Source organism: Corynebacterium sp. c7Ub_26, assembly GCF_053760365.1.
Genome location: NZ_JBSNBL010000003.1, coordinates 33473 through 56447, shown reverse-complemented (window position 1 = coordinate 56447; position 22975 = coordinate 33473). Strand labels below are relative to the sequence as shown.

The window sequence follows — 22975 nt, the reverse complement described above, 5'->3', positions numbered from 1 at the left end:
TCTAGATATTCTGCCCCCAGACACGCGTACTCTGGAGGTATGAGTATTTATGACACCCCAGTAACGACGATCGATGGTAAAGAAACAACGCTGCGCTCGTGGGAGGGCCACGTTCTTTTAATTGTGAACGTCGCTAGCGAATGCGGTTTTACGCCACAATACGAAGCTCTCGAGCACATTTTCGAGGAATATGCGGCCCGTGGCTTCTTTGTCATTGGCGTTCCCTCCAACCAGTTCGGTGAGCAAGAACCTGGCTCGAATGAGGAGATCAAGGAGTTCGCGTCATCGAAATTTGGTGTGACGTTCCCACTGCTCAGCAAGACGGATGTGAATGGTGACAATGAGCACCCGCTCTACACCGAGCTGAAGAAAACCGCTGATAACAATGGTGAAGCGGGCGACGTGAAGTGGAACTTTGAGAAATTTGTTCTCTCCGATTCGGGAGAGGTCCTGGGCCGGTTCCGCAGCGACGTCGACCCCGAAGATGATGTCCTTCTGGATCTGATTGAGGACAACCTCCCTCTCTAGCTGGCTTTTCAATTGGTTGAGTTCCCCAACTATTCGGTAATGTTGTCGGTGGTGTAGTCAACTGACCTGATAGGGAGCGCCACTGTGGCTCGAGTTGTTGTCAATGTCATGCCGAAAACCGAGATTTTGGATCCGCAGGGGCAAGCGGTTCTGCGTGCGTTGGGGAGAATCGGGGTGAATGGGGTTCGCGACGTCCGCCAAGGCAAGCGTTTTGAGCTGGATGTCGACGGTTCAGTATCCGACGAGGAGCTGGACCGGTTGGCATCGACGCTTCTGGCCAATACCGTCATCGAGGATTATGACGTCGTTGCCGAGCGTGCCGACGATTCCGGCGCCACCCCCGTGACCTCAACCAGCGGGAACGAGGGGGCCAACTAATGCCACGTATTGGTGTGGTGACATTCCCCGGCACCCTCGACGACGGCGACGCTGCCCGCGCTGCCCGGCTGGGTGGCGCCGAGGTGGTGCATTTATGGCACGCCGACGACGACCTGAAAGGCGTCGATGCTGTGATCGTGCCGGGAGGTTTTTCGTACGGGGATTATCTCCGAGCGGGCGCTTTGGCAAGCTTAGCGCCGGTGATGAGTGAGGTCGTGCGACAAGCTCACCAGGGACTTCCGGTGCTAGGTATTTGCAATGGATTCCAGATTTTGCAAGAGGCAGGCCTTCTTCCAGGAGCGTTAACCAGGAATAAGGGCCTGCATTTTCATTGTGTGGACACATACTTGCAGGTGGAACGCACATCCACCCCGTGGACTGCCGGTTTCACGCAAGGCCAGAAGATTTTGGTGCCAGCCAAGCACGGTGAGGGCCGTTTTCAAGCGCCCGCGGAGACGATTTCTCAGTTGGAAGACGAAGGTCGCGTCGTCTTTCGGTACACAGATAATTTCAATGGCTCAGTGAATGCCATTGCCGGGGTTTCCAGTGCCGACGGTCGCGTCGTCGGGCTCATGCCGCACCCGGAGCACGCGGTGGAATTGCTGACGGGCCCGTCGACGGATGGGTTGGGTTTGATTCATTCGGTTCTTGATTCGGTGGGAGTGTAAGCGATGGTGAACCAAACGAATACGAACCAAACGAATAAGACTGACTTGAATACCGAGGATGACCAGATGCCCAAGTCCACAGAGACTGCGCGCACCGACGCGGGCGCTGATAATGCGGCCGCTGACAACGCGGTCGAAAGTTTTACGGCTGCTCAGGTGAATGACACTGTTGCCGCTGCCCAGTCGGACCCGGATGCGTTGCAACCCTATGCGTCATTAGGTTTGAAGGACGACGAATACGCCCGAATTAAAGATATTTTGGGCCGACGTCCCACCGATGCGGAATTAGCAATGTATTCCGTCATGTGGTCGGAGCACTGTTCTTATAAGTCCTCCAAAGTACATCTTCGTTACTTCGGCGAAACGATGACAAAAGAAATGTCGTCGAAAATTCTGGCCGGCATTGGCGAAAACGCTGGTGTGATTGACATTGGCGACGGCAACGCGGTGACCTTCCGCGTGGAGTCCCACAATCACCCCTCCTATGTCGAGCCGCATCAAGGCGCGGCGACGGGTGTCGGCGGAATTGTTCGCGACATTATGGCCATGGGTGCTCGCCCCATTGCCGTCATGGACCAGCTGCGTTTCGGCCCCGCCGATGCGGCCGATACCCAGCGCGTTCTCCCCGGCGTGATTGACGGCGTGGGCGGTTACGGCAACTGCCTGGGCTTGCCGAATATCGGTGGTGAAACCGTCTTCGACGAATCCTATGCGGGGAATCCCTTGGTGAACGCTCTGTGTATTGGGACGTTGAAAGTTGACGATCTCAAACTGGCCTTCGCCTCTGGTAAGGGGAACAAAGTGATGCTCTTTGGTTCCCGAACGGGATTGGACGGCATCGGGGGAGTCTCCGTATTAGCGTCAGACACTTTCGAAGATGGTGCCGAGCGGAAGTTGCCGTCGGTTCAGGTGGGGGACCCCTTTGCTGAAAAGGTCCTCATCGAATGTTGCCTGGATTTGTATCACGCCGGGATCGTCGTGGGTATTCAGGACTTGGGTGGTGCGGGATTGTCCTGTGCCACATCCGAGCTGGCTGCGGCCGGGGACGGTGGCATGGAGGTCAACCTCGACGCGGTACCGCTGCGCGCGGAGAACATGACTGCGGCCGAGATCCTCTCGTCGGAGTCCCAGGAGCGCATGTGTGCCGTCGTCACCCCGGAAAATGTTGATCGCTTCCGGGAGATCTGCGCCCATTGGGACGTGACCTGCGCGGAGATCGGCGAGGTCACGGACGGCGATCATTTGGTCATTCGCCACCACGGCCAGGTTGTGGTGGACGCGCCGGCACACACGATTGCCCATCAGGGGCCCGTTTATGATCGCCCCTATGAGCGCCCTGATTGGCAGGATGAGCTGCAAGAATCGGGTGTAGAGGCGAAGGGCTTCGCCCGTCCGCAGGGTGCCGACGAGTTGCGCGAGACGTGGCTTCGCATGGTTGCTTCCCCTGCACTGTGTTCGCGCGCCTTCATCACCGAGCAGTACGACCGCTACGTCATGGGGAACACGGTGGAGGCGCAGAACGCCGATGCCGGTGTATTGCGTATCGACGAAACCACTGGCCGTGGTGTTGCTGTGTCGGCGGACGCGTCGGGACGGTACACGAAGCTCGATCCGAACATGGGTGCCCGCCTGGCCTTGTCGGAGGCCTACCGCAACGTCGTCGTGACGGGTGCCCGTCCGGTGGCGGTGACCAACTGTCTGAATTTCGGTTCCCCGGAGGACCCCGCCGTCATGTGGCAGTTCCGGGAGGCCGTGCATGGCCTTGCCGATGGTGCCCGTGAGCTGGGCATTCCCGTGTCGGGCGGCAACGTGTCGTTCTACAATCAGACGGGGTCGGAGGCGATCTTGCCGACGCCGCTCGTTGGTGTTGCGGGCGTCGTGACCTCGGTGGATCACCACATCAACCACCTCCTCGGGGGCTTGACGACGGAACGCTCGGCCTTCCCCGAGAGCGAATCGGATGCCGGTGATACGTCGGATTCGACATCGGAGCCGTCGTCGGCCAATGATGAGTTCGAAGAGCTGTATCTTTTGGGTGAGACCCATGATGAGCTGGGCGGTTCCATCTGGCAGCAAGTGGAACACAACGCACTTTTGGGACTTCCCCCGCAGGTGGATTTGGCAGCGACGTCGGCCCTGGCTGATTTCTTCTGCGATCAGGCTGATCCCGATACGCCGCGGGTTGTCACTGCCGCGCACGACCTGTCCGAAGGCGGACTTGCGCAGGCCCTGGCCGAATTGGCGATGATCTCTGGCGTCGGCATGGACGTGGATGTGTCCAAGGTTCACGCGGATCCCTGCGTCGCGCTGTTCTCGGAATCAGCCAACCGAGTCGTGGTCGCCTGTGCCCACGGAGATGGCGACAAGCTAGTTTCTCTTGCAAAACGCTGTGGCATCCCTGTGCTGCGGTTGGGTTCTGTGACCTCACGCGCATGTGGGTCTTCACAGGAAACGTGCGCTCAGGTACGAGTCAGGGTTAGCACTGATGAAGCAGATGAGATTACGCTCTCTGTCACAGAATTGAGAGACGCCTGGACAAGTACGTTGCCTAAGCTTTTTGCTCACGCAGCGGGCGCGAACTCTGTAGTGGAATAAGATATTCAACTTTTTCTGGGAAGAATATCTAAGTTTTCCGTGACAGATTTTCTAAAGGCTACTTTCGCAAACCTGCCAGCGGAGAATACTTGAGTATAGGCCATGACATTTCATGCGCTGTATACCAGTAAGTCCAAGAATCCGACCATCGAGCCCGGCTCCTTCGTATCGACGGCACAGCCATCTGATCTCAGTGCCGTCGCTGGGGGAGTCTCCGCTGGTGAAACCCGCTCCGCTGTATCCACGTTGAATTCGCGTGCCGACTCGGAGAAGTCACAAGCCGCGCCGGGTGACTCAGCTCAGGGGAAAGCCGAGTCCTATCACCCCACAGATCCGCGCCAGGCCACCGTGGAAATCGTCATTCCCGTGTACAACGAGGCCACCTCCTTGCCCACCTCCATCCCCCACCTGGTGGAGAGTCTGTCGAGCCTGGTGCCATTCACGACGATGGTCACGATTGCTGATAATGCGTCGATCGATAGCACATGGATCGTCGCTGGCGAGTTGGAGCGCCAGCTGCCGTCGGTTCGACGCGTTCATTTGGATCAAAAGGGCCGCGGGCGGAAGCTGAAGAAAGTGTGGCTTGAGTCGGAATGCGATGTTGTAGCGTATATGGATGTAGATCTCTCAACCGATCTGCATGCTTTGCTTCCGTTATTAGCGCCCTTGGTTTCTGACCATTCCGATATCGCTATTGGTTCACGGTTAGCTCGTTCAGCCAATGTAGTTCGTGGTTCAAAGCGTGAATTAATTTCGCAAACATATAACCACATGCTGCGTCTCATGATGTCAGCACATTTCTCCGATGCTCAATGTGGTTTTAAAGCAATGCGTACCGACGTTGCCCGTGTCATTTTGCCTCATGTTGAAGACCCCAATTGGTTCTTTGATACCGAAGTGCTTCTCCTCGCAGAAAAAGCCGGGTACCGGATTCATGAGGTCCCCGTCGATTGGACCGACGATCCTGATTCGCGCGTGAATGTCGTCGAAACTGCTTTGCAGGATTTACGTGGAATGTGGAGAGTGAGACGAAACATTGCATCTCATCGGATTAATCTCGATTCATTTCGTCGATCGTCGAGGGCATCTGAACCCCCGGTTTTAGAGGGGGTGAGGGGCCGGCCGGAACCCCAGCAAAGTTTTTTAGGCATGTCTGGCGGTTCGGCGTTGTCGGAATCGCCTCGACGGTAGCGTATGCCGTCCTCTATTTGGCTCTCTCGGCGTTTTTACCAGCACAAGTTAACAACTTTCTTTGCCTTCTGATAACGGCAGTTTTAAATACCGCGGCTAATAGGGCATTCACCTTTGGCATATCCGGTCGTAAAAACGCGGCCAAAGATCAGCTAAGCGGTTTGTTTATTTTTTTTGTGTGCTGGTTGGTCACGTCGTTATCCCTCGTGGGGTTGTCGTGGGTGAATCCTCACGCTTCGGCAACGACGGAGTTGATCGTGTTGACAGGGGCCAACGTCGTCGCCACGATCATCCGTTTTGTTGCTTTACGTGCGTACTTCTATTCATTCCGACGTTGGCGTCGCACGGGTAGCAGGCAGTAAACCACGCGCTGAGCAAAGGGAAATGGCAGAGATATATGACAGGCAAATATTCATTGCGCAGTGTGTTCAATCGGATTACTAGGCAGTCGTTGGAGTCACGACAAGGCCGTGTCATGATCGGTCAGATTAAAAGAATAAGGAGCATCACATGACAACCGATGGCGTATGCGGATTGTGTGGAAAAGATGTGACGAGAACGAGGAGAAAGAAATGACGATGAGCATGGTGAAAGGAGCTGGTGGCAGTCATAGTGAGACCAAACATCACAGACAGCATCACACCAGCGTTCCGCAGGGGTCGAAACCCAAGGAAAACACCACAAAGTCCGGGATTCGTGCCCAGGTTCAGGGTTTCCCGCGTGGAAAAGAATTAGCTGGATTCATAGCCTTATTACTAGGCTCAGCATTCCTTTTCATGTGGGAACTGGATAACAACAACTATGGCAATGACTTTTATGCTGCCGCTAGCCAAGCCGGGTCGAAAAATTGGACCGCATTTCTTTTCGGTTCATCGGACTGGGGCAACACCATTACCGTGGATAAAACTCCACTATCACTCTGGCCTTCAGCTTTAGCCATCAAGATTTTTGGCTTAAATTCATGGTCCGTCCTGTGGCCATATGCTCTCCTTGGCATGGCATCCGTTGCCGTCCTGTGGGCTACGGTCCGGCGCTATGCCGGGTCGACGGCGGCTTTTGTGTCGGGAATTGTACTGGCCCTCACTCCAGTCGCGGTGTTGATGTTCCGCTTCAATAACCCCGATGCGATGCTCGTCCTCCTCATGACGTGCGCGGTCTGGGCGGCCATGCGTTGCGTGGAAACCGGTAAATGGCGCTGGGCTGTGTTAACCGGCGTCTTCGTCGGCCTTGGTTTCTTGGCGAAGCAGGGCGAAGTTTTGCTGATCATTCCCGCGCTCGTCGTTCTCTTAGCGGTGGTTTCCCCGCGTTCCTGGAAGGTCAAGCTGGGGCAAAGCCTCGCCACTGTGGCCGCCATGGTGGTCTCTGCTGGTTGGTACATCGTGGCGGTCGCGTTGTGGCCATCGTCGTCACGGCCTTATATCGGTGGCTCGACCAATAACTCTATTTGGGAATTGACCCTCGGATACAACGGATTCAGCCGGCTCAGTGGCAAGGGCAGTGCCCCCGGCGGTGGCGCAGGTGGCGGCCCCGGTGGTGCCGGCCAAGGGGGCAATTCGGCTTCCGACGCTGTTCAGGGCGCTGCTTCTGCTGCCAGTAACGGCATGGGACAAACTGGAAGCTTCGGGCAGATGGGTAACATGCCGCAAGGCGGATCCCCAGGTGGCGGTGGCCATGGTGGCCCGACATTCTCTGGTGAACCGAGTATCCTCCGACTGTTCAATGAGCAGTTAGGCGGCCAAGCTACGTGGCTATTCATTGCAGCGCTCATCGCCCTCGTGATGGGGATTGTGCTGTGCGGCCGAGCACCTCTGAAGAACACGAAACGCGGCCTGTACGTCGGGCTTGGTGTTTGGCTGCTCATGTGTGCCGGGACGTTCAGCTTCATGGAGGGCACGATGCACCAGTACTACACCGTGGCTATGGTTCCTCCGATGGCTGGACTGGTCGGCATGGGCGCGGCCGATGCATGGCAGCACCGCGACCACCTCTGGGTTCGTGCCGTGAGCGCCGTCGCTATCCTCGCGTCCGGTGTGACGGGATTCGGCGTCCTCCGCCGTGCATCCGATTCATTCCCGACGTGGCTACCGTGGGCTATTCTCGTCGCCACCGTCATCGGTGCAGCGGGATGGTTCGCTTTGCCGTGGGTGTCCGCGGCAGGGGCTCGTCGGCACGCTGATGGATCTGTGCCTTCGAAGCTTTCCGCACGAGTTCTGTCGCTCCGGGTAGCTGTCGTCGGTGTTGTCGCAGCCGCGATGCTTGCGGGCCCGAGTGCGTACAGTGCGTACACCATCGCCCACGCCAATACCGGTTCGGTCGTCGCGGCTGGTCCGAAATCCGATTCCGGCATGGGAGGCCCAGGTGACGGCGGTCCCGGTGGTACTGCTCCGAATGCCGGTGGCACTCCTCCGAACGGTGGCAATGGCCAGGGTATGCCTGGCGGGCCTAATGACAGCGGCACGGCGTCGGATAACTCGAGTAACGGCATGCCGGGCGGTTCGTCGGATGGAAAAGGTGGATCGTCGGCTTCAGCTGGTAAGCAGCGTGGAGCGTCGTCGCCGGGTGGCCCGGGTCAGATGACTGTCAGCGATACTCTGAAGAGCAAGCTGAAAGAAGATTCGGACAAGTATAAGTGGTCCGCGGCGACGATCGGTTCCCAAGGTGCCGCTAGTTACCAGTTGGCCACGGACACGGATGTTATGCCGATCGGTGGCTTCAGCGGCAGCGATGATGCGCCGACGTTGGATCAGTTCAAGAAGCTGGTCTCGGAGAAGAAGATTCACTTCTTCATTGCTGATTCTGGTCAGGGCGGTGCCCCTGGTGGGAACAATGAGATTACCTCATGGGTGAAGGAGCACTTCACTGCTACGACTATCGACGGTGTGACCGTTTATGACCTCACTCAGGAGAAGAGCTCATAACGCTCGGGGTTGCCGGGGTTTAGCGAATCGCCATCGCCAGAGCCCAACTTCCTGCCCCACGCATCATCGATCGCGCCCCATCGACCGCCTTACTGAATCCGCCTAGAGATCGGGTTCTGCGGCACCAGCGGGTGGGGAGAGTACTCGGCACGCAGATTACGCAGCGTCTCCGCGTGTTCGGCGAGGCGCTTATCCTCCTCCGTCGTAGGAGTGAAGTGGCGCGCAGCCAGCGGGTTTCCGTCCTCGTCGATACCCATATAAGCGGACGAGGCGTGAATCGCTAGCTTCATCCCGCTACGCCCTTCTCGCGGGTCGCCGGCGTAAACGTGAACACTAGTTTGCATGGAGCGCGTGTCGGTGCGGATGATCCGGGCGTCGGCTTCAATGAGATCCCCGATCTGGATCGGCCGGTAGAACCGGATCCCGCCCGCATAGACCGCGACAGTGCGATGACCAGCGAATTCCATCGTGCAGGCGGTGGCTGCTTCGTCGATCCATGCCATCGCGGTGCCGCCGTGGACCTTGCCGCCCCAGTTGACGTCTTGGGGTTTCGCCATAAACCGGGTGACCAGCTCCGGGGCCGTCGAGTCCTCCGTGTACGTTTGTTTCAGCATCTCGTCTTCGATGGCTTTGCGCAGGTCGACGCGGGAGAGAGCGGCGTCGCGGACTCGGATCTCTTCCTCCGTGGTGGGGGTCCAGGTGGGGACGGGAATGGATTTTCCGTGCTCGTCCAAAGCAACGAAGATGACCAGACAGTCGCAGGCGCGGCTAAAAGAGCCGTCACGCGGGTCGGCGGAGAAAACTTCGTTGACAATATGCATCGATGATCGCCCTGTGTAGGCGATGGTGGATTTCACCTCGACGAGGTGCCCGGATGGGATCGGGCGAGTGAAATGAATGTGTCCGACATATGCCGTGACACAATAGGCGCCGGACCAGCCGACAGCGCACGCGTAGGCAGCTTTGTCGATCCACTCGAGAACGCGCCCGCCGTGCACACCCATGGCACCCGCGAGCAAGATGTCATTGGGGGCTGCGAGGAACCGGAGTGTGACGCTGTTGTTGCGTCGGCCGGTCGCGTGGGGCTTCTCGGCTGTCGCTCCGGATTCTGCGGTGTTTGTGTCGGTATGCACTGTGTTCTTGGTCGTCATGGTTTCCTTTGCTGATACGTCGTTGTCGATGTGGTGTCCCGCAATGCGGGTAGCGAAGTATGTAACTCTTGCATTGTAAGGGTTGGCGATACAGTTAGTGGGTGACTAAGAGAATTGACGCTCAGCAGTTGGTAGCAGCCCTGGAACAAGTCAGGCACTGGGCGATGGACCCACAGAACGTAGAACGCCCTCCGCGGAGCGTGATTGCCCGCGCGGTCCGCACGAGCCTGAAGGCGTTGGAAGCCGACGCCCCCGGACATAGCGTGGAAGTTCGCGTTCCTCCGTTCGCGGCGGTGCAGTGCATTGAAGGTCCGCGCCATACCAGGGGAACACCGCCGAATGTGGTGGAAACTGATGGTCTCACGTGGATTCGGCTCGCCTTGGGGATCGTGGATTGGGAGGACTGTAGCTCGGAGGTGGAATTCTCGGGTTCTCGCGCAGCGGAGGTGTCGCGCTGGCTGCCCCAGGTTCGGTAGCGGTAGATGCCCGTCCTGTGCTCCGCATCGTCGGGATTTAGTTGGGAAAACCAGCAATTGTTATTACAGTGGGGAGCGTGTCGCGCACTGATTGTGTTGATCCGTGGTGTGTAGAGGCCGATGCCCCCACCGCGAGCGAGCCGTTCACGACCGGGCCCCGGGAGGCTGATTCCGGTGTACCTAGTGGAGGATTCGCACCAATCAACCTCGACGATCGTGGTGAAACCGAGCCGCACGAAGAATGTGGCGTGTTCGGAGTGTACGCGCCGGGGGAGGAGACAGCGAAGCTCACCTACTACGGTTTGTATGCTCTGCAGCACCGGGGGCAAGAAGCAGCGGGGATTGGCGTTGGGGACGGACAGCAGATTCTGGTCTTTAAAGACCTCGGCTTGGTATCGCAAGTTTTTGACGAGCCCACCTTGTCGGCTCTCAGAGGCCATGTGGCCATCGGACACACGCGATATTCAACCGCCGGCGGTGTCCGTTGGGAGCACGCCCAGCCTATGTTCCGCACGGCGCGCAGCGGTGGCGACGTCGCCCTTGGCCATAACGGAAACCTCATCAACCAGGGCGAGTTGCGCCGGGAAGCGGCAGCATATGGTTTGATCGATCCCGCGTCAGATCCCACCGATTCCGATGTCATGTGCGCGTTGCTGGCGTACTACCACGACGAGGACACCTCACTGATCCAGTCGGCTCAAGAGCTTCTGCCACGCCTTCACGGTGCTTTCTGTCTGACATTCACCGATGGTGAAAAGCTCTACGCTGCACGGGATCCCCACGGCGTTCGCCCCCTCTGCCTGGGGCGTCTAGAACGTGGCTGGGTTGTCGCGTCGGAAACATGTGCCCTGGATATTGTCGGTGCCCGCTTCATTCGCGAGGTCGAGCCAGGAGAATTTCTTATTATCGACGATGATGGCGTGCACTCGCACCACTTTGCCCGCCCGCAGCATCGCGGGTGCGTGTTCGAGTACGTGTATTTGGCCCGCCCGGATTCGACGATCCGCGGCCGTGCGGTCAATGCGACGCGCGTGGAAATCGGCCGTCGTCTCGCCGAGGAAGCCCCGGTGGAGGGCGATTTGGTGATCCCCGTGCCCTCATCGGGGACGCCGGCGGCGGTCGGCTACGCGCAGGGATCGGGTATCCCGTTCGGCGAGGGACTGACGAAGAATGCTTATGTGGGTCGCACGTTCATTGAGCCCTCGCAGACCATCCGTCAGCTGGGAATCCGCCTGAAGCTTAACCCGTTACGCGAAGTTATCCGCGGAAAACGGTTGATTGTTGTCGACGATTCCATCGTGCGGGGCAACACCCAGCGTGCCTTGGTGAAGATGCTTCGCGACGCCGAAGCGGCCGAGATTCATGTCCGCATTGCGTCCCCGCCGGTGAAATGGCCGTGCTTTTATGGGATCGACTTCGCCTCCCCCGACGAACTGGTGGCTAATGATTTTGATTCAGATGACGTCGTAGAGGGAGTGCGTGCCTCGATTGGCGCAGATTCTTTAGCCTATGTGTCGGTGGAAGGAATGGTTGCTGCGTCGCGTCAGCAAAGGTCGGAGCTGTGCTGTGCCTGTTTCGACGGTCATTACCCGCTTGGGTTACCCGATATCGGCCGAAAGGCGGGTGCCGTGCGTGACCTGCAAGAACACACCGCGCCGGGTGAACTCTGAGTAGGCGATGGGTTTCGGCTAGGTGGTGGCGGACCACGCGGTGGTGTTGGCGGCACCCAAAACACTCCGCGTACTTCTGCGGTTCGTTTAGTTTTATGTCGATCGCGTTGTGTTGACAATGATCGAGATTAATTGCCCAAGGTTATATTAGTTTTAGCGAGATCAACATTTATTTAGTGAGGAAGAGACATACACAATATGAATGCCCATGAAGTAGACAGCACGGACAATGGCCACGATACGTTCGCAGCACGTTCTGAGGGAACATCGTATGCTCAGGCCGGCGTGGATATTGAGGCAGGGGATAAGGCTGTTGAGCTCTTCGCACCACTAGCTAAGAAAGCGACCCGGCCAGAGGTCCGTGGTGGCCTCGGTGGCTTTGCCGGGCTTTTCGCGTTGGGGAAGTACAAGGAGCCGCTGCTGGCTGCCTCATCGGATGGCGTGGGCACGAAGCTCGCTGTGGCCCAGGCGATGGATAAGCATGACACGATTGGCCAGGATCTCGTGGCGATGGTCGTCGATGACCTTGTGGTGTGCGGTGCGGAACCCCTGTTTTTGCAGGATTATATCGCCATCGGCAAGGTGATTCCGGAGCATGTGGCGCAGATCGTCGGCGGTATTGCCCAGGGTTGTCAGATGGCGGGGTGCGCGTTGCTGGGTGGTGAGACCGCCGAGCACCCCGGTGTGATGGAGCCTGGCGAGTACGACATTTCTGCGACCGGCGTGGGCGTCGTAGAGGCGGCGGATGTGTTGGGGCCCGATAAGGTCCGCGATGGTGATGTCATTATTGGCATGGCATCGTCGGGGCTTCACTCGAACGGATACTCACTGGCTAGGAAGGTTTTGCTGGAGGACGCCGGCCTTCCGCTTGATGGGGTTGTGGAAGAGCTTGACCGCCCCTTGGGCGAGGAACTCTTAGAGCCGACGCGGATTTATGCGCTGGATTGCGTGGAGCTTATTCAGGAATGCGAGACTCACACGTTTTGCCATGTGACCGGTGGCGGACTCGTGGGGAACATGGAGCGTGTGATTCCCGACGGGCTCGTCGCGGAGATGGATCGTGCATCGTGGACGCCGAATCCCATTTTCCGGTTGATCGCGGAGCTGGGCTCTGTGTCGGATGCGGGAATGGAGAAGACGTTCAATATGGGCGTGGGCATGGTCGCCGTGGTGAGCGCGGATGAGGCCGATCGCGCTCAGGCACTGTTGACGGCCCGACATGTGGATTGTTGGACCTTAGGCCGCGTGCGTGTTGCCGGCGATGGTGAGCAGGACCGCGCGGTTCTGGTCGGGGATCACCCGCAGGCGTAGGCTCGGATAAATCGCGGAAAGGGTGCCCTGCCCTCTGGGCATACGAAAATGGCCAGCTCAGCTATGCCGCGCTGGCCTGGGTTTTCGTTGGGTTGTTCCGGGGGTGAGGTGTACTGGATGTGCCCAGGAAAGACGCCCCCAGTGGTAGTTAGCGCCAGTCGTCTTCGTCGGGCTCGTCTTCTGCCCAACGATCCCACTTGTCGTGGGAGTCTTCTTCTTCCCGTTGTCCGGTCAGTTCACGCTGGAGGCGCTCGAGGTCCATCTCAGGTGAGTTGTACTTCAACTGACGTGCTACCTTGGCTTGCTTTGCCTTGGCGCGGCCGCGACCCATGGTCTGACCCCCTTGGGTTAGCGGGCCGGTGCGGTAATCCTGCGCCGGCCCATGACGAGTTCATAGTTTCTTCCTGCCCATACCCTACCGGTTCTGAACAAAAAATTCTGCATAGGGGGACGCTATGTCGCCGAATTGCGCTGTTGTTGCAGCGCACAGGGCCCTTATTGACTAAAAATTCGGGGTAGGTGCCCGGAGTGTGAAGGCATGGGGGCGCTCCGAGTCTGGTGTAGCGGCGCGCGTGGGGTGGTCGGTTAAGGCGTTTTCCCGCGCAGCTTGTCGACGGCTTGTCGTCCGGCTTTGGGGGCCTCGTCCAGGTGAGTAGTGTCGGGGTCGATGGCGAGCGTTGTGCCCTCGACCTCAAGGGCGGTTGTTTGCGTCCCCACTGCCGACCGTGCCCCACCGGTTGCGCCACCAGCAATTGCTTTTTCGACGATGCTCCGCTTGACGAGCCCCAGCGCGATAGGTCCTTCGTCGCAGTCGTCAACGACGGTTCCGATCCGGCCGACCTTCCGTTTCCCAGAGGTGATTGCCTCACCTGGTTCGGGCCGGCGAGCAGAGTAACCGTCGGCTTGAAGTTTGACCAGAAGACGGGGCGGTCGCCCGAGGTTTTGTATCCGCGAGACCGTCTCTTGCCCGCGGTAGCACCCTTTGTTCAGGTGAACATAGGAGGCCGTGGGCCCATCGTCGGCGGTTGCCAGTTGAGTCGGCGCGTTGGCCGGGGTTCCGATAAAGGCTTCTATCTCGTGCGGCACGGTGCGACTGTCTAGGTCAGCGTGTACCTCCGGCATGACCGCTTTGACGCGTTCTGCCTCGTAGGCCATGAGGCCGGTGGGTTTCGCACCCGCCTTGATGAACGCCGTGAAAGCGTCGGTCAGCGCACGCCTGGGAACCAAAAGATGGACAGAATCTTCCGTGCCGACGAGGGGATCGGTGAATGTGATCGTTTCTTCGGGAAGCGTACCGGGCGGGGTAGTGGTCGTCGGCGTGCCCGTAGCGTGATGGTCCTCTAAGGTGTGTGCCACAACTGTCGACGTGTCCGGCCCGATGACGGTAATCAGGGCAAGGTCTGCTTCGTGGACGCTGACTGCGGACCAGAAGACCATTTGTGTCAGATACGTTTGAAGGGCGCCGAAAACCTCTGGTTCGGAGATCAGGTAGACGGTGGGCTCGTCGGCACACGTGGGCGAAGATGCTTGAGGCCGTACAATAGTGAACGCGTGTTCGATGTGCCCCTTCGCGTCCAAAATCAGGCCGTGGGTGGTCGAGCCAGGTTCCAGCGCATCAATTTTCTGGCTGATCAGCGAGTTCAGCCACGACAACGTGTCCGCTCCGCTGATCTGGAGTACCCGGTGGTGGGATCGGTCGACAGCCCCCGCGGATCGCTCAAAGGCGCGTTGCTCGCCCAGAGGGTTTCCATAATGCCAGGCCACGCCGTGTTGTTGGTGCCCGTCGGGCGCGTCGGCGGCTCCGTCGATGGTGTCGAGAAGCGGGCTCTGATACGTCGTGGGAGTCGGCGTTTCTCCGGGGGTCTTGCTGGTGTTCGAAGTTTCGCGGGTGGCCACGAGTGTCAGTGTAGCCGGGAATGTGGTGGTTATCATGAATTGTTTAACCAGGTTTATGTCCCAGGGCCGTCATACAATACGGATATGTCTTCTGCTTCATCTGTGCTTCCACCGTTGTCGCCCCAGTCGCCGGGTACGAACCCCCTGCTCGTTGTCTCTGTGTTGCACGCAGGTTTGGATTCGGTAGGGCGCGAGCCCCGTGTCCACGATTCGGCCCAGCCGCTGTTATTTGCCGACGACCTCGCCGCCGTCCGTGGTGATGGAATTTTCGAGACTCTCATGCTCCGCGGTGGAAGTGTGCGGAATCTGGACCGGCATGCGAAGCGGTTCCGTCGTTCCGCTGCCATGTTGGGGTTGCCCGAGCCGGACCTGGATTTGTGGGGTCGCGCCACGGATTTGGCTGTTGAGGAGTGGAAGAAGCAGTACCCGGAGCTAGCGGAGCGCGATTGTGGCCTGCGGTGGGTGTTGTCTCGTGGCCGTGAGTCGACGGGCCGGCCGACGGGGTGGATTACGGTAGCGCCGATGTCGGACGAAGTTGAGCGTGGCCGTCGTGAGGGTGTCAAGGTGATGTCGGCGGAGCGAGGATTCCGCCTGGATTTGTCGGAGCGATCACCATGGGCCTTGATCGGCGCGAAGACCCTCTCATACGCAGCGAATATGGCGGCCCTGCGCTATGCCCATGAGCACGACTTTGACGACGTAATTTTCATTTCCGACGACGGTGCTGTGTTGGAGGGGCCGACGTCCACTGTGATCGCAGTGTCTGATCGTCGCATGATGACGCCGAAGACAGACGCGGGGATTCTTGCAGGTACGACGCAAGCGTCGATGTTCGGAATCGCACGCGAGCGTGGTTGGAATTGTGAGGAGCGTCGTCTCACGCTTGACGACCTCAAAGCGGCCGATGGTGTGTGGTTGGTGTCCTCAGTACGCGTTGCTGCGCGGGTGCTGAGCTTGGACGGGTTTGAGTTCGATCGGCCGGATACGGCGGACGAGGTACAGGAGATTGCTGCCGAAGCCGTCGGGGAGTGAGCGTGATTATGCGATGTCGAGATTATAATGAGTTGTCCATATACGCGGGCTAGCCAAATATAATCCGGAATCCGTGTGACTCTGCTGGCTACTCAGAACCGACTTACGTGAGATGCGGCAGCCGATCTTCTCCATCCGCTTCGGGTGTCGTTGACAACTGCGGGAATTGGTCAGCCGCTTTGGAAAACGCACGTGTTAGATGGTCCAATGTCTGTCCAGCTTGGCCAGATTTGGGGTCTCGGAGGCTGCGGCTTAATTCAATCTGTAGGACGGAATGTCCCTTTTCCTGCAGGTAATCGGTCACTGTGTAACCAGACTCTGCCTCAAATTTATCCTGCGACACATGGCCATCAAACTCGTCTTGCAAGGCGCCGACGATCGCATCCGTCGACTCTGATGGTTTATGACCGGCACCGGCAGATACAGGTTCGTCCAGTGAAGAATCTTTCATCCCGTGAATTTCAACAATGACGGCATTCTTGGGAAGGCGGTCGATGATCCGTGTGAATTCGTCATTTCTCGTAGACCAATTCTTATTCCAATCTGAAACCTTGCCTGTCGTTGTTAATGATGACGCGCCCATGCGGTCGGCCACAATCTCAGTAATGCCGCCGGTGTACAGGTCAGCCGGTTTCCGTTTGCCATCGCGAATCTGCGTGGTGGCATGAGGGGCGATTAAAACAAGAGGTGAGCTTGCTGTTCTATCTATCCACCGCACCGAATCGGCCTTTCCAGCGCCATCATTGTGATTAGCCTGGTACTTTGCATTCCGTTCGATAAGCTCCGCAGTGCCCGAGTCGTGGGTTGTCGAAGATTCTGATGTTCCGGAATAGGAAGCAGCATGTTGAGCCGTCGCTGAAGCCTCAGATATGGGTGTCGCTCCAGAAACAGATGCGTGTGCCGATCCTAAAACTCGCCCACTTACTGCGCCATGAATAAGAAATGTGCCAGCGAGACCGAGAGTCAGTCCCAACGCTATCCCGAATCTTTTGTTGCTTAATAGGGGGTCGCGTTGATCTGTGGAGCGGTGAGCTCTTCGGATGTACGCCTTGGCAAACTCCGTCGATTTGGAACCGCTTGTTAGAAGATTTTTCGAGGGCAGAGGGCGGCCATCAGGCCGGCTAAGGGGAGACTGATTATGAATAGGTTGATTATTACGCATACCCAGACAATAACCCAGAATTGACACTGAAAACCAGTAATTGTGATCGGCGTGACTCTGCTGTAAGGGCTGCATTTCCGCTGCTTAGAGGCTTATATTGTGCCCCGCAGTCCCGAGAGTCACACCGACGGGCTACACCTATACCGACCACACGCCCGCGGCCGACCACGCCACTGAGGCTTAGGCTGTCGCGTCCACCTTTTCTTGTCGCGTCGCCCAATCCAGAAGTTGGAATAGGTTCTGGTAATTCTGGCCAGTTGCCTCGGTCATCCCTTGCTCGCACGTCCGGTTGATCGATGCGTAAGCTGAATACGCCCGCTCATTGACCTCATGCGCTTCCGCCCGTGTTGCGCTTTTCGTCAACTCAGGGTGAAGCATCCCACGGTCACCCGCATACGCGCAGCAACCCCAATGCTTCGGTACCGTCACATCCCGGGCGACAACGCGCGCGATCGCGCACATCTCGTCGATAAGACCTAAATGGGTCAGAGAGCACGTCGGGTGGAGTACCAGAGAATCCAGCTGCCGCTTCGCTTCCAAGTGGGAAAGCAGATAGCGCACACAGAACTCGACGGCGTCCATCACCTGCACGTTCTCCCACTTAGGGTCGCAGGTTGCGGCCGTTTTAACAGTGTCCCGCATGACCTGAATGCCCTCGGTACAGGAGGCAGCATCGCACACGATCGGCAGTCGGCCTTCCTCTGACGCCTCCCACAGCCCAGAGAGCACACGTGTGCGCATGACCTCGTAGCCCTCCAAAATGCCCTTGGATTTCCGCGGCGTACCGCAGCACATGCCACCGATACCTTTCGGGGTGCGCCACGTGAGCCCGGCACGCCGCGCTACCGTCTCGAAAGCCTTGGTCGCATTCATTGCTCGCTTTCCATCGCCATCGATGCCACCGAACATCTCGTTGACGCAGGCGGGAAAGAAAACAAAATCCACGTGATCGGCGGAGACATCATTGCGCAAAGGGCCGCCCTGGGGCAGCGCACTCTTATAAAAGGGCATCGTGTCATCGCCGACCACTTTCCGCACAACCCGCGTGGCAGCCGTCGGCAAGGACGACGGCACAGCATGTGCGGCAGTCATCGCCAGCGAACCAGCCTTGGCACCCAGGTTCCACCCGTGTGCAGCCGCCTTCCAGCCCTTCTGAGCAACACTGCCGGCACTTTCTGCACGCAGCTGACGGATCAGATCGCCTGTGTTGATCCCCACAGGGCATCGCGTGAGACACATACCGTCCACCGCGCACGTATCCTGCCCCTCGTACTGCCACCGCTCCTGCAACTCCGTGGCCAGCTTCGTATCCCCGCGGTTCTTCGCCGCAGCAATCTCACGGCGAAGAACAATCCGCTGGCGTGGCGTCAACGTCAGATTTCGCGACGGACACACCGGTTCGCAATACCCGCACTCGACGCACCGATCCGCCACCTTCTCGATCCGGTCAGCCACCTTCAGATGCTCAACGTACTCATGCGGATCGTCGGTAATAATAACCCCGGGGTTGAGCATTCGCTTCGGATCAGCCGCATCCTTAATCCGACGCATAATCTGGTACAACTCCGAACCAAATTGGCGCTCAATAAACGGAGCCATAATGCGCCCCGTTCCATGCTCGGCCTTGAGCGAACCGTTATATCCCAGAATGACATCAACCATATCCTCGGTGAAACGCTGATATCGCTGAAGTTTCTTCACATCCCTGAATTGTTCATTTAAAAGGAAGTGAACATTGCCATCTTTTGCGTGGCCGAAAATAACGGAACCGGGATAATCGTGTTTCTGGAAAAGATGCGTGAGATCATCGCACGCGCGCCCCAAATCTTGGACCGGAACGACAACATCCTCCAGCAACGCATTCGTCCCGCTTGGTCGGGCTCCCGCAACGGCCGCATACAAATTATTTCGCGTTGCCCACAAGAGATTCCGTTCTTTTCTATCCGACGTCATCTCGTGGGGCACCGCCAAGGGCATGGCTTCAAGGTGAGGGAGCGCAGCCGAATACCGGTCGTGCAGCTCGTCGTCGCTGTCCCCGGTGAACTCCACCAGCAGCGCAGCGTGATCCTTAACGTCAATTTCATGAATTGAACGCGCTACCGTTCCCGTCCGCTGTGCCACCTTGAGACTCGTCGCGTCCAACAACTCGGCAGTCTGAAATCCATCCGCGACCAACTGAGGAACTGCCGACGACGCGTCGATTAAATTAGAGAAAACCAGAAGCCCAGTAGAAACTCGTGGTTTTACTTCCAGAGTATTAAACGTAGCCTCGGCAATATATGCCAGAGTGCCCTCCGAACCGATCAAGAGGTGCGTGAAAATATTGAGCGGGGACTCATAATCCAAGAACGAATTTAAGCCATACCCCATGGTGTTCTTCATCGAGTACTGGTGCTTGATTTTCCGCACTAATTCAGGGCTCGACGTAATCTGCCGACGCATCTGAACGAGAGCATCAAACAACTCTGGCTCCTGCGTGCGGAACTGTTGCTCAGCATCATGGTCAGCTGAGTTAATGACGGTTCCACTAGGAAGAATAAATACCAAGGAATCCAGCGTCTGATAGGTGTTGAATTGCGTACCGCAATGCATCCCTGACGAATTATTCGCCACCACGCCACCAATCGTGCACGCACTTGATGACGCGGGATCTGGACCCAGCTTCCGTTTGTATAGCGACAGATAGGCGTTAACCATTTGGATCGTCGCTCCCGGCTGAACGCGCACCTTGCGGCCATTATCCAAAACCTCGATGTCTTGGAACCGCCGTCGCGTATCGACCATCACCGCGTCAGTCGTCGCCTGCCCGGATAGACTGGTCCCACCAGCTCGGAAGCTGACCTGCAGATTGCACCGGTCGGCGGCTGCCATGATGCGGGCGACCTGGTCGGCGCTGTCCGGGCGCATGATTCCCCTCGGAACGAGCAGGTAGTGCGAGGCATCGTGCGCCTGCGCAATGCGGGACAGGCCGTCATCCGCATAGTCAATATGTTCCTTGCCGTTTGACTGAAGGGTGTTCAGAAAACGCCGGAATTGTGGGTCTTCATCGGCGTGAGGATGAGTGATGGGGGATTCCGCCTCCGTGACAGGGGTTGAGGTCGGATCCATATGTGTCGTCGTCATGATCCTTAGTCTAGGAACGCAATACAAAAATCCATGCACCGGTGGCTCTGGATCGTGGCACGTCACACCCATAAATGCTTCATGAAAGTGGGTCCAGCTGCCGACTAGATATTAGTAGCCTCCTGTCGGTCTGCCGCGCATTTATGAGTCCTGTGTGAGATATTTTCCGCCATTTAGTTGACAAGTCACCAAAAGGTCAGCAACATAGTTGATGTGTCACATAAAGTGGCACGGGCACAACGTGTCAAGCACTTAAAAAAGGAGAAAATAATGTCCGACCTGTCCACCATTAACGGAACCTACGACATTGATGCATCGCACTCGCGTTTAGGATTCGTCGTTCGCCACGCCATGGTGACGAAAGTTCGCGGATCGTTCTCGGACTTCACCGGGGAAGCCTCCGGCGACGCCTTCGATCCGTCGTCAATCAAGGTGAATGTGACAGCACAAGCTGATTCATTTACCACTGGTAATGCTGACCGTGATAAGCACGTCAAATCAGGCGATTTCCTGGACGTCGACAGTAATCCAACGTTAACGTTCACTTCCACCTCGGCAGAGATTAAAGGGAACACGCTGGAACTCACTGGTGACCTTACTATTTCAGGAACCACCCGATCTGTGACGATTCCATTTGAATTCGGTGGTGAGGCCAAAGATCCATTCGGCAACGTGCGCGTGGGCTTCGAAGGCGGCATCACCATTTCCCGAAAGGACTTCGGATTGTCCTGGAACGCGGCCCTCGAAACTGGAGGAGTGTTAATTTCCGACGCCGTTGCGTTGGAATTGGAAATCAGCGCAGTGAAGAAGTAAGCGTAACCAAGAAACAATAGTTAGCGAGGGCGCTTAACTAATCGTCGCCGGCGGAATGCCGGTCGGGGATATCTTGCCGGTGTTGTTACCTCGTGGCCGCCTGGTACCGGTGGCACGATCCTGCCATTCCTTGTAGAAAGGCGATATGGCTACTAAAGCAAAGGAATTTGTCCAACAGTACGCAACAAAAGCCGACGGTAACCGCAAGCCAACCCCTGATCCGGCGGAGGATAACGCCTTCTTCCCCTCGGCGTACTCCCCCGAGCAATATACCGCGGATACCACCGATTTCTCCGGGCTCGCCACCGAAGACACGTACACCGGTGACCGGTGGAAAGTCCTCGTTATCGCAACCGAAGAGCGCTACATGCCGATGCAGAATGGCACGTTCTTCTCTACCGGCAACCACCCCGTGGAAACGCTCCTTCCCCTCTATCACATGCACAAAGCGGGGTTCGGGGTCGATGTCGCGACTATCTCAGGTGGCCCGGCGAAGTTCGAATGGTGGGCGTTTCCGTCGGCGGACGACGCCGTTAACGACGCGTGGGATGCAACGAAAAACGCTTTTAAACAGCCCAAGAAGCTGAGCGACGTCGTTGCACAGGGGCTCGATGATTACGCCGCAGTCTTTATTCCAGGTGGTCACGGTGCCATGAATGGTGTGCCGTCGGACAGTTCAGTAGGTGAAGCGCTGCGCTACTTTCTGAACAATGATCGGCTCATTATCACGCTGTGTCACGGCCCAGCAGCACTCTTAGCGGCGGGTCATGGCTCTGACGAGAATCCTTTCGCCGGATATAGCGTCGTGGCTTTCCCGGATGCCCTCGACTTCGGCGCCAATATTGAGATTGGCTATTTACCTGGCGAGATGCCGTGGAAGCTGGGGGAGAAGCTCCAGGAAGCCGGTATCACCATTTCTAATGAGGACATGTCCGGGGCAACCATACGGGACAGAAATCTCCTGACAGGGGATAGCCCCTTAGCTGCGAACGCTCTAGGGAAAGAATCGGCGCTCGCCTTGTTGGAGAAATTTAACGGCTAACTAAAAAGCGGCTAGGCAGAATTAAGTTACCAACACTGTAGCTACGCGCGGCCGAGTGATGTAGGTTAGCCTCATGATCCCCATGACCGCTCCCCGCCGCACAGTGTTGTTCCTGTGCGTCATCCTCACGGCCGCGATCACGCTATTGCTGTCGTCCTTGCCCGCCCACGCTGGTGGTGCTCAGCCTCCAGCGGCCGCCGAATCACCATCCACGGATGGCCCGCTCCCAGTCATCTACGTGTCCGCCTCCAATGAATCACGGGAGTCCGCGGAATCGTATGCAGATAGCCTGCGCAAGCACGGATTAGACGTTCATGTCTTCATGACATGGGAGCCGAACGATCCGACTACCAGCCCCTATGTGACCGTCAAAGGCAACTCGGCGCGCCTGGCCACCTACGTCGACAAGCTGAAAGAAGAAACTGGGCACGATAAGTTCGACGTCGTCACGTGGTCCCAAGGTGGACTCGTGACTCGGTACTGGCTCAAGGATTTCGGCGGTGCCGATTTCGTCCGAAAAGCCGTGATACTTTCCGGGATGATCAAGGGATCGCCCCATCACGCGGATGCCTTGCGCAAAGGCCAATGCCCGCCACCGAATGCGCGGCTTTATGTTCCGAAAGAGCTGCTCAAGAGCCCCAGTGACACCTGCCTAGAGATGTCCTCAGAGGGCGAGAGTATTCGCGCACTCAACACTCCGTCGGAAGCGCTGCCGGGAATCAAGTACTACGCCATCACGACGAAGCAGGAAATCAACGCCGCACCGTATGACATCAACCTGATGGACGGCCCGGGTGACTACACCAACATCATCACCCAAGATCTGTGCCCCAATGACATCGTCGGGCACGGTGGGCTGACCAAACTTCCATCTATGCAAGCGTTGGTGTCCAACCTCCTGAAAGACGACAATCCGACGATGCCTTGCATGGCACCCCATTCGCCTGATGGCCTGCCGACTCTCGGAGAGATCATCCCGTCGCTGACGTCAGCGCCCAGTTTTGGCTAAGAGGCGTGAACT

At 57.7% G+C, this 22975-nt stretch carries 17 protein-coding genes and 1 pseudogene; 13 read left to right on the top strand and 5 right to left on the bottom strand.

Annotated features, from left to right (window positions below; all coding sequences use genetic code 11):
• Positions 1 to 39 precede the first annotated feature (39 nt).
• From ACWORE_RS06035 to ACWORE_RS06010, 6 genes and pseudogenes are all read left to right on the top strand, one after another.
• Complete coding sequence (locus ACWORE_RS06035; RefSeq protein WP_406605577.1) at positions 40 to 528, top strand: glutathione peroxidase; 489 nt, start codon at positions 40 to 42, stop codon at positions 526 to 528.
• 84 nt (positions 529 to 612) lie between these two features.
• Complete coding sequence (gene purS / locus ACWORE_RS06030) at positions 613 to 906, top strand: phosphoribosylformylglycinamidine synthase subunit PurS (protein WP_455303150.1); 294 nt, start codon at positions 613 to 615, stop codon at positions 904 to 906.
• Positions 906 to 1574, top strand: a complete 669-nt coding sequence (gene purQ, locus ACWORE_RS06025; protein ID WP_296137293.1) for a phosphoribosylformylglycinamidine synthase subunit PurQ — start codon at positions 906 to 908, stop codon at positions 1572 to 1574. The genes purS and purQ overlap by 1 nt, the downstream gene beginning before the upstream one ends.
• 3 nt (positions 1575 to 1577) lie before the next feature.
• Positions 1578 to 4169 carry a phosphoribosylformylglycinamidine synthase subunit PurL gene (gene purL, locus ACWORE_RS06020; protein WP_455303149.1) on the top strand — a complete coding sequence of 864 codons (2592 nt, stop codon included), beginning with the start codon at positions 1578 to 1580 and terminating at the stop codon, positions 4167 to 4169.
• 246 nt (positions 4170 to 4415) lie between these two features.
• Positions 4416 to 5722 (top strand): annotated as a pseudogene (locus tag ACWORE_RS06015) (glycosyltransferase).
• A 210-nt stretch (positions 5723 to 5932) separates the two neighbouring features.
• Positions 5933 to 8278, top strand: a complete 2346-nt coding sequence (locus ACWORE_RS06010) for an ArnT family glycosyltransferase (RefSeq protein WP_455303148.1) — start codon at positions 5933 to 5935, stop codon at positions 8276 to 8278.
• An 89-nt stretch (positions 8279 to 8367) separates the two neighbouring features.
• Here ACWORE_RS06010 and ACWORE_RS06005 read toward each other — a convergent pair whose 3' ends face one another.
• A complete protein-coding gene (locus ACWORE_RS06005; RefSeq protein ID WP_406605580.1) occupies positions 8368 to 9429 on the bottom strand; it encodes an acyl-CoA thioesterase in 1062 nt (353 codons plus the stop codon).
• Between the two features lie 101 nt (positions 9430 to 9530).
• On the opposite strand from ACWORE_RS06005, the gene ACWORE_RS06000 reads away from it, so the two are divergent.
• From ACWORE_RS06000 to purM, 3 genes are all read left to right on the top strand, one after another.
• Positions 9531 to 9905, top strand: a complete 375-nt coding sequence (locus ACWORE_RS06000; protein ID WP_296137305.1) for a sterol carrier family protein — start codon at positions 9531 to 9533, stop codon at positions 9903 to 9905.
• A 56-nt stretch (positions 9906 to 9961) separates the two neighbouring features.
• On the top strand, positions 9962 to 11575 hold the full coding sequence (gene purF / locus ACWORE_RS05995) for an amidophosphoribosyltransferase (RefSeq protein WP_455303337.1): 1614 nt from the start codon (positions 9962 to 9964) through the stop codon (positions 11573 to 11575).
• Between the two features lie 198 nt (positions 11576 to 11773).
• The gene (gene purM, locus ACWORE_RS05990; RefSeq protein WP_455303147.1) at positions 11774 to 12886 is read left to right on the top strand and encodes a phosphoribosylformylglycinamidine cyclo-ligase; all 1113 of its coding nucleotides are present in this window, start codon (positions 11774 to 11776) and stop codon (positions 12884 to 12886) included.
• 148 nt (positions 12887 to 13034) lie between these two features.
• Here the strand turns inward: purM and ACWORE_RS05985 are convergent, their stop codons facing one another.
• Positions 13035 to 13217 (bottom strand): DUF3073 domain-containing protein, encoded by a 183-nt coding sequence (locus ACWORE_RS05985; protein WP_012731053.1) that lies wholly within the window; start codon positions 13215 to 13217, stop codon positions 13035 to 13037.
• 254 nt (positions 13218 to 13471) lie between these two features.
• Positions 13472 to 14782 (bottom strand): CAF17-like 4Fe-4S cluster assembly/insertion protein YgfZ, encoded by a 1311-nt coding sequence (gene ygfZ / locus ACWORE_RS05980; protein ID WP_455303146.1) that lies wholly within the window; start codon positions 14780 to 14782, stop codon positions 13472 to 13474.
• 84 nt (positions 14783 to 14866) lie between these two features.
• On the opposite strand from ygfZ, the gene ACWORE_RS05975 reads away from it, so the two are divergent.
• Positions 14867 to 15814, top strand: coding sequence for an aminodeoxychorismate lyase (locus tag ACWORE_RS05975; protein ID WP_406605583.1), 948 nt, complete (start codon positions 14867 to 14869; stop codon positions 15812 to 15814).
• Between the two features lie 103 nt (positions 15815 to 15917).
• Here ACWORE_RS05975 and ACWORE_RS05970 read toward each other — a convergent pair whose 3' ends face one another.
• Both ACWORE_RS05970 and ACWORE_RS05965 read right to left on the bottom strand, forming a co-directional pair.
• On the bottom strand, positions 15918 to 16787 hold the full coding sequence (locus ACWORE_RS05970; RefSeq protein WP_455303145.1) for a hypothetical protein: 870 nt from the start codon (positions 16785 to 16787) through the stop codon (positions 15918 to 15920).
• A gap of 369 nt (positions 16788 to 17156) precedes the next feature.
• Complete coding sequence (locus ACWORE_RS05965) at positions 17157 to 20099, bottom strand: FAD-binding and (Fe-S)-binding domain-containing protein (RefSeq protein WP_455303144.1); 2943 nt, start codon at positions 20097 to 20099, stop codon at positions 17157 to 17159.
• Between the two features lie 270 nt (positions 20100 to 20369).
• Between ACWORE_RS05965 and ACWORE_RS05960 the strand changes: the two genes are divergently transcribed.
• The 3 genes from ACWORE_RS05960 (at position 20370) to ACWORE_RS05950 (ending at position 22963) form a co-directional block, all read left to right on the top strand.
• Entirely contained in the window at positions 20370 to 20912 is a 543-nt protein-coding gene (locus tag ACWORE_RS05960) for a YceI family protein (protein ID WP_406605586.1), read from the top strand.
• 145 nt (positions 20913 to 21057) lie between these two features.
• Complete coding sequence (gene hchA, locus ACWORE_RS05955) at positions 21058 to 21954, top strand: glyoxalase III HchA (protein WP_455303143.1); 897 nt, start codon at positions 21058 to 21060, stop codon at positions 21952 to 21954.
• Positions 21955 to 22027: 73 nt separating this feature from the next.
• Positions 22028 to 22963 carry an esterase/lipase family protein gene (locus ACWORE_RS05950; RefSeq protein WP_455303142.1) on the top strand — a complete coding sequence of 312 codons (936 nt, stop codon included), beginning with the start codon at positions 22028 to 22030 and terminating at the stop codon, positions 22961 to 22963.
• The last annotated feature ends 12 nt before the right edge of the window (positions 22964 to 22975 follow it).